The organism is Maribacter sp. X9, assembly GCF_048537565.1.
Taxonomy (GTDB): domain Bacteria; phylum Bacteroidota; class Bacteroidia; order Flavobacteriales; family Flavobacteriaceae; genus Maribacter.
Genome location: NZ_CP183215.1, coordinates 3586952 through 3601521 on the forward strand (window position 1 = coordinate 3586952; position 14570 = coordinate 3601521).

12 protein-coding genes and 2 tRNA genes are annotated in these 14570 nt (G+C 42.1%); 2 read left to right on the forward strand and 12 right to left on the reverse strand.

The genetic code is table 11. The features are described from left to right. Window positions 1–9 precede the first annotated feature (9 nt). The 6 genes from ACNR9Q_RS15275 to ACNR9Q_RS15300 are packed head-to-tail and all read right to left on the reverse strand — an operon-like array spanning window position 10 to window position 6761. Complete coding sequence (locus tag ACNR9Q_RS15275) at window positions 10–1320, reverse strand: neutral/alkaline non-lysosomal ceramidase N-terminal domain-containing protein (protein ID WP_419212094.1); 1311 nt, start codon at window positions 1318–1320, stop codon at window positions 10–12. Further along, entirely contained in the window at window positions 1317–2330 is a 1014-nt protein-coding gene (locus ACNR9Q_RS15280) for an amidohydrolase family protein (protein ID WP_419212095.1), read from the reverse strand. The genes ACNR9Q_RS15275 and ACNR9Q_RS15280 overlap by 4 nt, the downstream gene beginning before the upstream one ends. After that, window positions 2330–3262 carry a 6-phosphogluconolactonase gene (locus ACNR9Q_RS15285; RefSeq protein ID WP_419212096.1) on the reverse strand — a complete coding sequence of 311 codons (933 nt, stop codon included), beginning with the start codon at window positions 3260–3262 and terminating at the stop codon, window positions 2330–2332. Before ACNR9Q_RS15285 ends, ACNR9Q_RS15280 begins: the two co-directional genes overlap by 1 nt. Before the next feature lie 5 nt (window positions 3263–3267). Further along, entirely contained in the window at window positions 3268–4551 is a 1284-nt protein-coding gene (locus tag ACNR9Q_RS15290) for an FGGY family carbohydrate kinase (RefSeq protein WP_419212097.1), read from the reverse strand. Window positions 4552–4563: 12 nt separating this feature from the next. Further along, window positions 4564–5394, reverse strand: coding sequence for a class I fructose-bisphosphate aldolase (locus ACNR9Q_RS15295; RefSeq protein ID WP_419212098.1), 831 nt, complete (start codon window positions 5392–5394; stop codon window positions 4564–4566). Then, window positions 5391–6761: an aspartate aminotransferase family protein gene (locus ACNR9Q_RS15300; protein ID WP_419212099.1), complete on the reverse strand. Its 1371-nt coding sequence runs from the start codon at window positions 6759–6761 to the stop codon at window positions 5391–5393. Before ACNR9Q_RS15300 ends, ACNR9Q_RS15295 begins: the two co-directional genes overlap by 4 nt. A 668-nt stretch (window positions 6762–7429) precedes the next feature. On the opposite strand from ACNR9Q_RS15300, the gene ACNR9Q_RS15305 reads away from it, so the two are divergent. Further along, window positions 7430–8206 (forward strand): DeoR/GlpR family DNA-binding transcription regulator, encoded by a 777-nt coding sequence (locus tag ACNR9Q_RS15305; RefSeq protein ID WP_419212100.1) that lies wholly within the window; start codon window positions 7430–7432, stop codon window positions 8204–8206. Between the two features lie 446 nt (window positions 8207–8652). On the opposite strand, the gene ACNR9Q_RS15310 is transcribed toward ACNR9Q_RS15305, so the two are convergent. The 3 genes from ACNR9Q_RS15310 to ACNR9Q_RS15320 all read right to left on the reverse strand — a co-directional run bounded on the left by ACNR9Q_RS15310 (window position 8653) and on the right by ACNR9Q_RS15320 (window position 11008). After that, window positions 8653–8892 carry a hypothetical protein gene (locus ACNR9Q_RS15310; RefSeq protein ID WP_419212101.1) on the reverse strand — a complete coding sequence of 80 codons (240 nt, stop codon included), beginning with the start codon at window positions 8890–8892 and terminating at the stop codon, window positions 8653–8655. A 503-nt stretch (window positions 8893–9395) separates the two neighbouring features. After that, window positions 9396–10418, reverse strand: a complete 1023-nt coding sequence (gene mobB / locus ACNR9Q_RS15315; protein ID WP_419212102.1) for a MobB family relaxase — start codon at window positions 10416–10418, stop codon at window positions 9396–9398. A 5-nt stretch (window positions 10419–10423) separates the two neighbouring features. Next, entirely contained in the window at window positions 10424–11008 is a 585-nt protein-coding gene (locus ACNR9Q_RS15320; RefSeq protein ID WP_419212103.1) for a BfmA/BtgA family mobilization protein, read from the reverse strand. A gap of 805 nt (window positions 11009–11813) precedes the next feature. Here ACNR9Q_RS15320 and ACNR9Q_RS15325 point away from each other — a divergent pair. Further along, window positions 11814–12809, forward strand: coding sequence for an IS110 family transposase (locus ACNR9Q_RS15325; protein WP_419212104.1), 996 nt, complete (start codon window positions 11814–11816; stop codon window positions 12807–12809). Window positions 12810–12907: 98 nt separating this feature from the next. Here the strand turns inward: ACNR9Q_RS15325 and ACNR9Q_RS15330 are convergent, their stop codons facing one another. The 3 genes from ACNR9Q_RS15330 to ACNR9Q_RS15340 all read right to left on the reverse strand — a co-directional run bounded on the left by ACNR9Q_RS15330 (window position 12908) and on the right by ACNR9Q_RS15340 (window position 14562). Next, complete coding sequence (locus ACNR9Q_RS15330) at window positions 12908–14146, reverse strand: site-specific integrase (RefSeq protein WP_419212105.1); 1239 nt, start codon at window positions 14144–14146, stop codon at window positions 12908–12910. Between the two features lie 226 nt (window positions 14147–14372). Continuing rightward, window positions 14373–14447 (reverse strand) — tRNA-Pro (locus ACNR9Q_RS15335). 31 nt (window positions 14448–14478) lie between these two features. After that, a tRNA-Ser gene (locus ACNR9Q_RS15340) sits at window positions 14479–14562 on the reverse strand. Between the last annotated feature and the right edge of the window lie 8 nt (window positions 14563–14570).

The window sequence follows — 14570 nt, forward strand, 5'->3', positions numbered from 1 at the left end:
CCAATCCTATTACCCTAACATTTTATGTACCGTTTCAACAATCACTTTTCCTCCTTTTGCAGAAAAAATACTATTTGACGCCTCATACCCTCCATCGGCTTCCGCCTCTTCAGTTACAATATATCCTCCAATCACACCATTGGATAAAGTGCTGACAAAAACTTTTTCGGATGCTGCTTCCTTAATGCTCAAAGAATACTCAACAAAGAATTCTCCAGGCAAAAACACAAAATGAAATTTGTCCACAGTGACAGTGTCCACTTCTGCCGGCAAAACATCACGGTACACGTTTTCCAAATCGCCATTGACCATCATTTTTACCAGTTTCAAATTTTCTTCTGCACCAAACCAGTCGCACTCCACCGTTCGGATCTCCTTCGCATCCGCGTTATTGCGGCGCATAGTGTCCAATTTGTCCTTGGCAGAAGCTACTTTCCTTTCCGCATCGATCAGCGGCATAAACTCTTTTCTAGGCAGGTTTACCTCGACACTTTGAATATGCAGTGAACACCAATCTTGATAATCCGACTCATTGAGCCGTAAAACACTTTTCACGATTCGATTTCCCAACAAATCCCCCAATCTTTTGGCCTCATCAAATGTATTGGATTCGATAAAATGTCGTGGGGATTGATTGCCAGAGGGCCCTGTTTGATACAGAAGAACAACATTTTCCCCCAAACTATCGCTTATGAACTCCCTGGTGAATCCTGGAAAGTCCGCTGAAAACAACTTGGAGTCTTCATGCAAGACCGTTGGGTGCATACAATGAATGACTGATAAGGCGAAAATTTCATCCGTCATAAAATCCTTTAGAACAACTACGGGCACTTCAGCATCCGTGACCCCTGAAATACTATGCCTATTACCTCCAACTCCAGTGCTATCCGCCGTGGTTACGGCCAATTTACACTGCCTTTTGTTTTTAAATGCCTCTACAAAGGCCTGCACGATTTTAGATATTAAATACTGTATATATTCCGGGTCTGCTGCTGGCACAACGGGGTCATAAAAGATATCCGTAACAGTTACCGGCCCAGAATGGGTATGCGATGCAGAAATCATTAAATTTTTACCTGCTATGCCCGTGGACTTCTCGACCAGCTCCCTGACCCGTTTTGTGATTTCCTTGGAAATAAAAATAACATCCACCGCACAAAAACCTATTTGATTCTCCCCATTATCGATAATCAATGCGGAAGCATACAAGGGGTCGTGCGTACCTTCGCTCGTGCGCTCCACATGTGGGTAACCATGTAAAAACATGGGCTTTTTGGGTGTTACATCTATTATGGCCGCTCCGACGATCAACTTTTTCATATATCTTGTCCAAATAAAAAGCGTAAATTATTTTTGTAGGCAACCTTGGCCTTTAGGGCTTCTGGCAAGGCATGCAATATTTCGGTTTCTTCGCGATAACCACACTCCAGCCTGTCTTCGACCAATTTACCGTCGCCCGTGTAATACTTTTGAATCCAATAGTTAAAAGGAGTATCACTGCCCCAGAGCATGGTATCCGGGTAGGTTTGGGCCAATTTTACCATAACGGAAAGGGGGTCGCTGTAATCCGCCCTGAACCTGAAGTCCTCGATTGCTATACCTGGGGAATTTTGAACGGCGAGTTTACAATGAATGATAAAGGCCGAAAAATCCACGAAACAGTTTTTTAAACCATCAGCTTTTTGAAGCACTGGTTCCAGAAAACGAGCGGAGTGGGCTATACAAATGCGAACATCGGGATTTCTTTCCGCCAAATCGACTATATCTGTAGCAGAGGCCCATGGATCCTCTGGGTGGACGGAGGAATGGAATATAATGGGCAGGTTCTTCCTGCGTGCAAATTCCAAAATGGGTCTTCCCTTGCCTTCAACGTCATTTACAAAAGCTTGTATATAGGTTGAAGCTGTCTTTATTCCAAAAACAGGATACTTTTCTGAAATCTCTTCCATAAAATCAGCCTGTTTTTCGGTCTCCCGAGATGGGTCGAACATTAAAAACGGGAGTATTTTATGGGCATGTTCAGGAAATATCTCATTGACCTCGTTCAACATGTTCCTGTTTTCCAACTCAAACGGGAAATTACAATATTCAGTGGTGGTCTCAATCTTTGAAGAACCCGTGTTATTTACATAAAAAGCGGAATCAACAAAAGGAAAGGTCACAGCGTAATCGATACCGAGCATATCCATACGAATAACAAGGTCTTCCACTGAAAGTGCATAGGGGTATCCATATTGACGAAAAAATCTTGGGGACATCCCTACATGTGTATGCACATCGATTACAGCTTCCTTGTCGTATAACGATTTTTTCAAAGACTCCCTATACATCAATATCCTTTTTCAAAATTGGGTTCAATATCCATGGCAATGGTTTCAGTCACATAGGAATCCGTTCGCAAAAGTTGATGCACCGATTCCGGGACCAAGGGAGTTGGCTCCCCATGCAAAACAAGACGGGTAATCAATCTTTGCCATGAAGTGGCTGTTCCATGTACTCCAATCCCACAAAACTGCATTCTGTTTTTTGCCCTTACAACCTGGGCTGGCCCAATGGTGGCTGCTTTTGGAGGCACCATGGCCAAATCCCCGCTCATGCCAAAACTGCCATGAAGGGAGTTTTGGGCAAGCGTAAAGGGGCTGAGGGTAACAATACGGGCATCCATCTCCATCCATTCCGCCATTGAATCAGCTTTGAATTCCGGAGCATCCGGTTCTATGAATGCCAAATGACCTGTCCATCCCGGGCCGCTATAGACCATATCCGCCTCACCAAGGTCGGAGATCATTTGACCATAGTCCTCAACATTTTTGTTCGTAAAGGAATGTATTTGTTTTTCCGGTGGACGAAGGTTTTTGTCCAAGTTGGAATAAAAGTATTTCTTGAATGCGAAACCAAAACCGTATTTCCAACCCTCCGGGGCAACATTGCCATCTTGGTCGGCATACTCATCCATATTGAAGGTATACAGTTTGCTACAATCCACTTTGAACCTATTGAGCATATGGGCCAACATCCGAAAATGAGGCCAAGGATTGGGCATGATCAATACGATGGGTTCATTGGCATCCGACGCCGTTTTGATACGATGGAATATATCAAAAAGCATGATAATGTCCATATCCGCATCGGGAACCACCTGAATATTGAAATCAGGGTTTTCGTGTTTCTCAATATCTTTCCGCTTTATATTTCTAACCCTATCCAGCACTTTTTGGTCCCTAAAGGGAACATGCAAGGATGGTTCGTAAGTGAAATCCATAATTTTTAGTTTTTTGACAAATAAATGTTCAAAGCCCCCATAAGACCGGCATTTTCTTGATTATTAATGACTGCCTTGGAGCTTACTTCCTTTTTGATGATCTGAATCCATACCGACGATTTTGTTATTGCCCCGGATAAAAAGATGTTTTTTATCCGTTCTCTTTGGTTGACGTCAGCGATGTGTTTTTTTAATTGATCGATATAATATTTGATAATCCCCGCACAAAATTGACCTGCAGATTCATTGGTCTTGAAATCCAATTGCATTTCTGAAAGCCGTGGTGTAATTTTCGCTACGTCCGGGTAATCCAAATAGGTCTGAAAAAGCAAATCGTACGACCCCTCCTTAAACAATTTTTCCTTTAAGGACCTTATCACCAGACCAAAATCCGGTTCGTAGCTCAATAGAAAATAATCATGGGATACCGGATACTTGCCAGCTATTTGATCTATGCCCATGTTCTTGGAAATACTTTTGGTTATGGAAAATAGCACCAAAGCAGAACCAAAATTGATCGTGATGTCCCCATGATCTTTTAAACCCGCCCCTGAAGCGGAGGCACACTGGTCGTTACCACACAAATAAACAGGGAACCTATGCTGTATCTTCCATTCCTTGGACACCTCCTCCGAAATCAGTGCACTTTTTTCCGCGGCGTTTGCAATTTGCGGAAAATTACTTTTTTCAAGTTGTAAGATCTGTAGTAGTCTACCGTTTATATCCCTGTTCACAAAATCATACATTCCGCTCATTCCAAAACTGGTCGTGTCCGTATAAAACGAATGGGTCAGTCGATAAACCAAATACTCATTGATCAAAGGAAAAAATTCAGCATTGTTAAATACTTGGGGGTCATTGGCTTTCAACCACAAGAGTTTTGATGCCAACAGGCCAGAAAGCGGTTTCCCAAAACCGGAATACGTTGCATATCCCGGTAATTTCACACCTAAACAATCAGCTTCGGCCTTTGCCCGTTCATCCAACCAGACAATACCCTTTCGTAATGGTTTAAAATCTTTGGCCACAGGTACAAACGTATTGGCCTGACTTGTTATGAGCAAGGCCTTTACCTTTTTGGTTCGGTCCTGTATTTCCGAAAGACATTGACCAACCAAATCCTTGATAAGATCAAAGAACACAATAACATCGATTTCAAAGGATTCTCCAAATTGGACCAAGGGAAATTTTTCTTTTTTTTCAACTAAGATATCGGCCGAAAGCGTAAGACACCCACATTTTATGTTACTCGTACCTATATCCAACGCTAAAAAAATTTCCTCCCCCAATGCTATAGAATTTTAATGAAGTATTTCCAGTGCTTGGTCAACAGAAAGATCATCGTGCACAATGCCCATCAGTGCTTTGGTAATTGCCGCAGGATTTCCATGCTGAATTATATTTCTACCATATACTATGCCCGCGACCCCTTGATCGATCAATGCCTTTGTCCTTTCCAGAATCTCTTTATCCGAAACCTTTCCTCCTCCACGGACCATTACAGGGATTCTCCCTGCTATCTCGACCACCTTGTGGTACTCGCTTACCTCTGCAGTAGGGTCTGCTTTTATTATATCAGCTCCCAATTCCACTGCTTGGCGGACTAAAGGCAAAATTTTATCAATATCACCATCCACCATGTAGCCACCTGCCTTTTCATTGGGTTGAAAAACCAACGGCTCTATCATGAGGGGCATTGAAAAACGATCACAAAGTGGCTTTATTTTCAATATATTTTGAATACAATGGTCCGATACCAATGGCTGGCCTGGTATCTGGAATAGGTTGACAACAACGCAAGCGGCATCTTGATTTATTGCCTGCGCAACCGGGTCATCGATCATTCTACTAAACAAGTGGCTGGGCAATTCGTTACCATACACATTGGCCACATCCGTTCGCATGACGAATGTAGGCTTATTTTTTCCCAAAATGGATTGCAAATAATATGCTTGGCCAACGGTGAGCTGAATAGCATCTGGTGCCGCAGCCACCACGGTTTCAACCGCCGATTGTATGTTCTCAATACTTTTTAAAAATCCAACTTCATTAAAAAAACCATGATCAATTGCGACATTGAGACATCGGTTGGATTTTTCATTGAACAACCTATTTAAACGATATGCTTTCATTTGTAACCAAATTCTTTTTCAACTTCCGTGATCGACTCTTCTATAATATCCAATCCCATATCCGCATGCTCTTTATCCATTATAAGTGGTGGGGACATCCGTAATATATGACCTGCGGGAATCCAAGCCAATCCTTTGGCAAATGCTTTTTGATAGACCAACTTTCCTGCTTCATTAAATGGTTCTTTTGTGGTTTTGTCCTTTACCAACTCCATTCCAAGCAAGAACCCTTTTCCCTTTACATCTCCAATAATAGGATGGCTGTCTTTCATTTTTTTCATCCTTTGCATGAAATGAGCGCCAACTTCGCGCACATTTTCTAAAATTTGCTCTTCCTCAATAACTTCTATGGAAGCCAATGCCGCAGCGCATGCCATCGGGTTACCCCCATAACTGGAAGATGCCGAAATTTTGTCAAGCGCATCAGCGTATTCCTCTTTAACCACCATTGCAGTAACTGGAAACCCATTACCGAAGGACTTGCCCAAAGTAACAATATCCGGCACAACGTCCCAATGGTTCATACACAGCCACTCTCCGGTCCTACCCATGCCTGTCAGCACTTCATCCGCAAAGAAGAGTATCCCCTTTTCTTTACATAGTTGCTGCAGTTTTTGGAAAAAATCCTCTGGGGGGAAAATGGAACCGCCCCAACCCTGTGCAGGTTCCAAAACAAAGGCGGCGACGTTTCCAACCGTACCCTCTTGAATAAATTGTCTATAAAAATCCATATAGGCGTCGGTATCAATGGAACCATCACTCTTTTTAAAAACGGGGCGATACGGATCAGGGCGTGGTACCATATAGTAGCCCGCTGATCTCGTAGGACCATAACTAAATACATCCCCCCTGATCATTTGTGCCATATTTACCGCACCCATCGTCTTGCCATGAAAATCCCTATAACCAGAAATAAACTCATGTTTACCACTAATTGCCCTAGCAGCCCTTATACCGGCTTCTACCGCGGTGGTACCATCACTGTACAATTGAATGGAATTAAGGGTTCCGGGCAGCACCTCGTCCATTTTTTCCAACAGCTTTTCCTTCACGGGTGTGGCGAAATCATGGCAATTCATTAATTTCTTGGCCCATTTTGAAATCGCTTCCGATATTTTTGGGTGACAATGACCAAGGGAGGCCACATAAATACCTGAAGAAAAATCCAAATATTTATTTCCATCAACATCGGTCAATGTAATTCCGGAGCCATGTGAAAACGCTACGGGAAATTGCTTAACCTGAGAAGAAAGACCTCGAATATATTTACTTGTATTCGCATGCATTTCTTTTGACTTCGAGCCAGGCAATTCCGTAATTATATTGGGTATTCCAATAGCTTCTTTTTTCCACCAATCTTTATTCATTCTTAGACTATTTGATTTATTAACTATAACTCTTTTGGGTGTTCAGTGTGTTTCTGTTATTTGGACCAGATTTTCTTTTGTACTCCATAATTGTGAACTAGAAAGACGCAACATGAACTGAACATATTAATGGTTTTTATACTACAGCTTTTGTTTGTTATTGATTGTTTTAATCAAAAACAGTCAAATATAATCATATAAATTGATTCCACAAACATTCCCAATCACATTTCAGTTCCTTTCCAGTATTTGTTTATGGAACTTGAAATTGATCATACCACGATTAAACCAAATGGTTTTAACGCTGGATAGCTATTGCATTGACATCGCATCTTTCCATCAGGAACTTGGATGGGGGAACAAAATTCGGTAATGGTTATGCTGCATTTTTTTTGCCACTTGCCATCCACTTGTAGAAACTCGTCTGGCCCACAATTTGAAATGAAAAGTACATTGACCTCATCAGTAATTGGGGAAACACATGATTGCCGGATGGATACAACCCTTAAAAAGTCAATCAGGCTTTCACTTCAGAATACCTTATCAACACTTATATTTAAATAAGTTAGTAACCAAATTGTTTTAAATGAAAATATCTTGATTAAGTTTGTAACTTATTGAACGACTTGATCACTTTCCGGTAAGTACAAAAAAGTAGAATTGGCATTATGAGCAGTAAAAAAATAAAAACACCAGAGTCACGCAAAAAAATTATTTTAAACCTTTTAAATGATGAGGATTCGATCTCGGTCCTGGAGATTGTTGATAAATGTAAGGTATCGGAGGCCACTATTCGACGTGACTTGACGGAATTGGAAGAAAAGGGATTGCTGATTCGCACACATGGTGGCGCTGTTAAAAACAATACAACAGAAAACCTTTTTACTTTTAGCAGCAAAATGAATCAAAACATGGAGAACAAGGAGTATATCTGTAAAATTGCTTCTCGATTCATAAACAACAATGATATTATTTTTATCGACTGTGGTTCCACTATTTCTTTTCTGTCAAAATACATCTCCAAAAAAGAATTGACTGTAATAACCAATTCGCTTCCTGTTGTATCCGAGCTTATCAACTTTGAAAATATCAAACTAATTGTAATAGGTGGAGAAGTTCTAAATGAGCGAAAGGCCGTTTACGGGCCTTCGGCAGAACGTTCCATTTCGCACTATCATGCAAATAAGGCATTTATTGGTTCTGATGGAATATCACTAGATCGGGGATTATCTTCCTATGATGAAAATGAATCTTTGATTACCTTGAAAATGGCCGAAAATGCCAATGAAGTCTTTTTACTTTGCGACTCCACAAAAATTGAAAAAGATTCATTTGTAAATTTTGCTCCAGTTTCAATTATTGATTATGTCATTACCGACAAAAATTTGGATGCAAAACTAATTTCAAAATACAAGAGGAACCATGTGAATATTATTAATGCGTAGATACCCCAATCTTTTGGTGGAAAAGCTGGATATGGCATACCTCTTTCGCCGGGTCAAAGTGATCCACCCCACTCCGGAACAACAGTTTGCCGAATATCCAATCTCGTGCTTAATCAACTATAAATAAAGTACAACGATGACAATAAACAATTGACTTCCTTTGCATACTTTTCAAAATCCTTATGGTTTTTCATCCAAGTGTTTGTTTATAACATTATTTAAGAACTCCAACAACAACCCATAACCTGGCCGGAAAGCAATAAAAACAGTCCTGATTCCCTAGTTATGACCGGTACGGAGGTCATTGGCCCAATCCAATCTGCTACGCAACTGTCCATTTACAGAAGAATTCAAATTTAATAGTGAAAAATAGAAAAATGTCAATTGGGATAAGGCTATATTAGTACCTTATATCTTCATAAACATCTCGTCCATATGAAGCGCAATCACATGAATGCGACAACCATATCTCCTACATAATACTTCTCTTTATTTTCCTTGATCGAGCTGCCTGTCGGTATTTCCACAATCAACCTCGCTTGCTTAGCAGGTAAATCAATGGCACTTTCCATATCAACATCCTTCGCTACCACACGGTGGGTAATTGCATCGTACAGATCCACTTTCGTTTTGCCTTTACAGACATATTGCACCGTTTTGATGACTTCATGGGGATTGTAGAGCAAAAAAGTAGGATAGGCTTCCTTGTAAATCTTCAGCTAAAAGTGGACTGATCTTGGTCCAAATATAAGTGATGGTTTTGTTCATTTTCAGAATCTTTAATAATCAAAGAATTTTTTGTAAAAATGAACCTTAAGCAAGGAGACTCTCTTGCATCAATTTGTCCTTTCATTCAATAAAAAATTTTCAGGTTGAAAACACAATATAGGATTAATATTTGTCTTATTGACTTAGGCTCCAAATTATTAATGTTTTTGATGTAGCTTGGTGTCGACCATCCTTGCCATAAGGTTATCGAATGATTCAGCTTTTGAGCATAGATTAGATCGCAGTATTCGTCCAGATAGTCTGCAAGCTAGCCTCAAAACCAAACTGATTAAAAGTGGAACACTAAGCCCCCCAAATCTTACCTCCAACTTTTGCGCATGGATCCTGTCGGGTTTTTGTAGTGTTCCGGTAGATGAGCGTAAAACAAAAACCCGATAGGGCGCAACCTACTTTTTGGATTTCAGAAGCCCATGTCCTCACCTGTTCCCCTAGCCTTATCAATGCCCTTTCCAAGGGCCTTTATGATCTTGGCGGCGATTTGCACTTTATTGGTCGGGATACTGGGAGCTTTAACCCCCATCGTCTTAAGGAGCTTAAAGGCCATGTCCTTTTCCTTGGTGGGCAGTCCCATGACTTTGGCAAAAAACTTCCCCGGTTCCTTGGCATGGGCCTTTCTACCAACATAGGATTCCACATAGTTCCTCTTGAACCCTGTTGTCGTGTCAAAGGTCTTTTCTGCTGCTTGGTAAAAACTGTCCCGATCAAAACCCCTTTTGACCGTCTTTCCATTCAGTTCCACTTCCGAGGCCTTGTGCTTTGCCATTGGGGAAAGCGTATAGGTGTTCGTCACGTCCCTTCTGCTGACAATGATGTGGATATGGGTCTGTGGCCCTTCTTTTTGCATTCCTGCGGCCACTAGCTGTCCGTTCTGTTTGTGTGGGGCCAATCTTGTTTGCTCTGCGATTCTTTTTTCAAGCTCCTTGACATTACCAATGGATTCGCCCCGTTCCACTTTCCGTATCTCGTTCCTGAGCCTTGCTATTTCGCCTCGGTAGGGTGCATTTTCCTGAACCTGTTTGTCAAAGCCCCGATAGGTGCGTTCATGCTCTATCTTGGCAAAATATTTCAAGTTCTCGGCCTTGACCTCTTGGTTGCGATGGAAACTCTTGGCATAGTCCTCCATTAGTTTCCTAGTGTATTCCCTTATGATGTTTGGATCATTTCCAATTGCCTGTAATTCCCTTTTGTTGGGACTGACCACTATGGAATAGAATTTCGGGTCTTTCTGCCTTAGTTTGGCCGTATTGGCATCTATTTCATCGATGACCGTTTGAGGGCTTACGCTGTCGTTTACTTGGTCAAAGAATTCCTCCCTTTGTTCTGGCAACCTATCCTCGTTTTCCTTTTCCAGATAGTCCACATAGTTCCCTACACTGGAGTTGTAGGTACTGCCCATTTTCTGTGCTGAGATGGTAACATACATAGGGGCTATTTTAATTGGTACTTTAAGCTTTCGAAATCCCCGATACCCATATTGATCTTTAGATAGGGTTTTCCCATCATTGGCTCAACCTTCTCCACATTGTTGAGGATCTCATTGCATTGCTTTTTATAAGTTTGGAGTTCTTGCAGTATCCTGTCATGTTCCACTTTCGGAACGGTGTTTCTTGGCTCCAAAAAATCCATTCGCTCTTCCTGTAACTTAACGGGTTCACGTTTGGGTTTCCTCCCATCCTTCACGTATGCCTCATAAAGTATCAACATCATTTCATAGGTGGGCCGGATACTGGTCTTTTCAATGTTCTTGATTATGGCGATGAGCCTATCGAATTTTTTCATCATCTGACGCTCCAGTATTTTGATACGGTCAAGGATAATCTTTGTTCCCTCCCCAAAAGGGTTAAGGTTGTTCCCCTTGAAGTATTGCACCATTCCATCCAAAACCTCACTATGCGATTTGCTGAACTTTTTGGAATAAGTTCGAAAGCGAGTGGCCGTTTCTTTCTTTACCGTGATGTTGGAATAACCGCCTTTTCCTTTCTTTGTTCTGCCGTTTGTAGATTGCTTTTCCATAGGTGCGATTTTGTTTTTTAGTGAAATTGCGTCAATTTTTTCGTCAAAAATCTCCAGTGTTTATTGGGCTTCCCAAAGGGTTTACTGTAGATTTCGGAAAAGTCTACTGTAGACCGGATTTTTGTACAGTATTCCAAAATCTGTTCAATTGACTGGTTTTCAAATTGTTGAAGACCCGAAAACAATCGTGATGGCGCAATCTGCGCATCACCCTCTTGCTATTCCCCTTAGTTTAGCGTCGACCATTTACATAGAGCTTTTCCTTTAAGATGATCGTTGCTTGAATGACCGTCGTCTTTCACTCGGAAATACCCTCGGTGACCGTAAGTGGCCACCGACCGATAAAGGAGGATTAGGCGCAGGGAAAGTCCAGGACTTATGCTTTTCAAATCCTTTTATCGGTCATCTCTGAACAGGATCAGATGGAAATACAGGCTTCAAGGCCTATTGTCCAGGGTTTCGATCTAGTTCAGATAACTGTGAATATATATCCCTTGGGCTGGGACCATCCCTCTGTGACAGTCCCGGGACCAGAACTCATATCGCTGTCCATTTAGAAGAATGGAGGTATTGTCCTACCTTGGAACTTCAATGATATTGGATGGCAGCCAGACCGATAAAGGCGTATTAATTGCTATTCAAAGTTTAGGACTTATCGGTATCGATTAAATCCTTTATCGGTCATCTTCTGGACCGGCATCATATGGAAGTTCAGGTCTAGGGCCTATTAACAGGGATTTGATAATCGTTCAGTTGTCGGTTGTGCTCTGATTCACGGATCTCTCATTTTTTAAACTTTTTTATCATGGAAAAATCTGACTTCAAGTTTTTTGTTGGCGTGGACATATCCAAAAAGTCCTTTGACATCGCCATTATCCAAGGGGACGACACGGACTCGTTCGTGTTCGACAATTCACAAAAGGGTACCAGGGCCTTTATAAGGCTGCTCAAGAACAGGGGCATTCCCTTGGAAAACACCTTGGTCTGTCTGGAACATACCGGTATATACGGCAGACTGGTCATCGCAAGGCTGCTCGAAAAACAGGCCAATTTCTGTGTCGAGATGTCGTTGAGGATCATCCGTAGCCTGGGGATACAACGTGGCAAGAACGATAGGCTGGACGCCATCCGGATCGCACGGTACGCCGCCAAGAACCACAACGAGATCGAACTGTACAGACCGGTGCCGGAGATCCTGGAAAAGGTCAATGCCCTGCTCAAGGTAAGGGACCAACTGGTCAGGTTCAGGGCGGACCTGTGCAAGCACCCCAATGAACTGAGGACCTTTGACCCGGAACTTGGAAAACTGGTCCAAAGGCACATCAAAAAGACCACCAAGTGCCTCAACGACGAGATCCGCCGCATGGAGGCCGAGATAGAGGCCCTTGTGCTCTCCGATGAAAGGTTGAACAACACGGTGCGACTGGCGACCTCCGTCACGGGGATAGGTATGTTCACGGCCCTATACTTTACCATCTACACCAATTTTTTCACTAAGTACGAAAATCCCAAACAGCTTGCCTGCTACTGTGGCGTGGTGCCCTTCGAGCATACCTCCGGCTCCAGTATCCAGAATCGTGCCAGGGTGCACCATATGGCAAACAAGACGATGAAAAAGCAGTTGCACATGTGCGCGCTTGCCGCAGTCAGGCACGATCCGGAACTGAAGGCATATTATGAAAGAAAGGCCGGGGAGGGAAAGAACAAAATGTTGGTCCTTAACAATGTTCGAAACAAGCTTGTCCTTAGGGTCTGTGCCGTGGTCAAACGGCAAAGGCCCTATCAAAAAAGTGTCGCTTGATACCGATAACACCGAATTGTTCACTTTGTTCATTTTTGACTTGTTTTTAACATGGAAATCCTACGTCCCGCAAGCGGGACCGAATGAATACTTCCTGATCATCCTTCGGCTGATCGGCTAGTCTGCATATGTTCCATTAGATTCTGCATGTCCTCCCCTATCTTGTGTTCCAGTACCCTTGCATAGATCTGGGTAGTGGACAGTTTGGTATGGCCTAGCAGTTTTGAGACTGTTTCTATTGGGACTCCATTGGATAGGGTTACTGTTGTTGCAAAAGTGTGCCTTGCTGTGTGGAATGTGACCCTTTTTCGGATTCCACAGGCTTTACTGATTTCCTTTAAATAGAAATTCACTTTCTGGTTACTGAAAACGGGTAAAAGGATATTGTTGATTTTCCTTTCAGAAGATCCTTCATATTTCTTGATGATATCCCTTGCCTGAGGCAGCAATGGTATTTTGAGTCTTTCATCGGTCTTCGTCCTTGTGGTAAACAACCAATCATTGCCGTCTATTCCTTTGATAACATTGTCGGGACTAAGTGCTTTTACATCTATATAGGATAGGCCTGTATAACAGGAGAACAGGAATACATCCTTCGTCTTTTCAACACCTTGTTTTGTAAAACTGGTTTCTTCTATGAATCCAAGTTCTCTTTTCGTCAAATGTTCCCTTTGGGCTTTGACAAAATGCAGTTTATAGTTCTCAAAGGGATCCTTTGAGACCCATTCCAACCTGACTGCCAACCTTGACATTTTCTTAAGGCGCTCCATGTGCTTCATGGCCCCGTTATTGGTGCATTTGGTTCGTGTGGATGGTCTGTACTTTCTTAGATACTGCTCAAAGTCGGATAAAAAACGGTAGTTCAACTTTTTGAGCTTTATATCCTCAATCCCATATTCCTCCTTTAAAAAGAGGCTTATACACCGTTCGGTAATATGGTAGTTCTTTCTGGTTCCGGGTCGCAAGGAGGTGTGCATGGTTCCATTGTGGTAGGCAATCAATTGCTTCAATGTCTTGCCCCCCTCATCTTCCCCAAAGAACCTTGCCTTTATGGCCAAAGGGGTAATTACCTTATCTTCTGCCATCAATAGTCTATGGCCCTCATGCAAGCCCGTATAAATTTGGTCTAGGTATTTGTTGAGTGAGATAACATAACTGGAATATCCCTTACCCCTCTTTCGGTTATTGTCCCATAAATTGGATTTTATTTCCCGATTTATGCTAAAATCGGTGCGCTCACCATCGATGGTGATCCTGCAATACACAATTCGGTTCTCGGATTGAACCTTGTGCTTTCTTGTAAAGAAATTTATTGATAAACGATTGTTTTTCTGCATGTTGTAACCTTTTAGAGTGTGAATACTGTGAAAGTCAAAACACAAGAAAAATGGTTCTAAAAGTCATTTAAAGTTACAACAAGAAGTGTAAGTGTTTGCTCCCGATGGGAACACGCTTGATATGATTTTAAATGGTTTTAAATGAATTCAAACGATATGCTTAAAAACACAAAACACTGAAAATCATAAGATTAACAGTGTTTTGATTTTACTTAAATAAGTTAAGTCGGGGTGGCAGGATTCGAACCTGCGACCTCCGCGTCCCAAACGCGGCGCGATAACCGGGCTACGCTACACCCCGATTCGGTTATCTAAAATTTTGAAGAAAATTGCGGAGAGAATGGGACTCGAACCCATGCGACACTTACGCGTCGACAGATTAGCAATCTGCTCCGTTACCACTCCGGCACCTCTCCAATATTTC

What these genes read in the sequence shown, in the direction of transcription:
- ACNR9Q_RS15275 (WP_419212094.1), bottom strand. Translation starts at nt 1,320, where the DNA reads ATGAAAAAGTTGATCGTCGGAGCGGCCATAATAGATGTAACACCCAAA.
- ACNR9Q_RS15280 (WP_419212095.1), bottom strand. Translation starts at nt 2,330, where the DNA reads ATGTATAGGGAGTCTTTGAAAAAATCGTTATACGACAAGGAAGCTGTA.
- ACNR9Q_RS15285 (WP_419212096.1), bottom strand. Translation starts at nt 3,262, where the DNA reads ATGGATTTCACTTACGAACCATCCTTGCATGTTCCCTTTAGGGACCAA.
- ACNR9Q_RS15295 (WP_419212098.1), bottom strand. Translation starts at nt 5,394, where the DNA reads ATGAAAGCATATCGTTTAAATAGGTTGTTCAATGAAAAATCCAACCGA.
- ACNR9Q_RS15300 (WP_419212099.1), bottom strand. Translation starts at nt 6,761, where the DNA reads ATGAATAAAGATTGGTGGAAAAAAGAAGCTATTGGAATACCCAATATA.
- ACNR9Q_RS15305 (WP_419212100.1), top strand. Translation starts at nt 7,430, where the DNA reads ATGAGCAGTAAAAAAATAAAAACACCAGAGTCACGCAAAAAAATTATT.
- mobB (WP_419212102.1), bottom strand. Translation starts at nt 10,418, where the DNA reads ATGTATGTTACCATCTCAGCACAGAAAATGGGCAGTACCTACAACTCC.
- ACNR9Q_RS15320 (WP_419212103.1), bottom strand. Translation starts at nt 11,008, where the DNA reads ATGGAAAAGCAATCTACAAACGGCAGAACAAAGAAAGGAAAAGGCGGT.
- ACNR9Q_RS15325 (WP_419212104.1), top strand. Translation starts at nt 11,814, where the DNA reads ATGGAAAAATCTGACTTCAAGTTTTTTGTTGGCGTGGACATATCCAAA.
- ACNR9Q_RS15330 (WP_419212105.1), bottom strand. Translation starts at nt 14,146, where the DNA reads ATGCAGAAAAACAATCGTTTATCAATAAATTTCTTTACAAGAAAGCAC.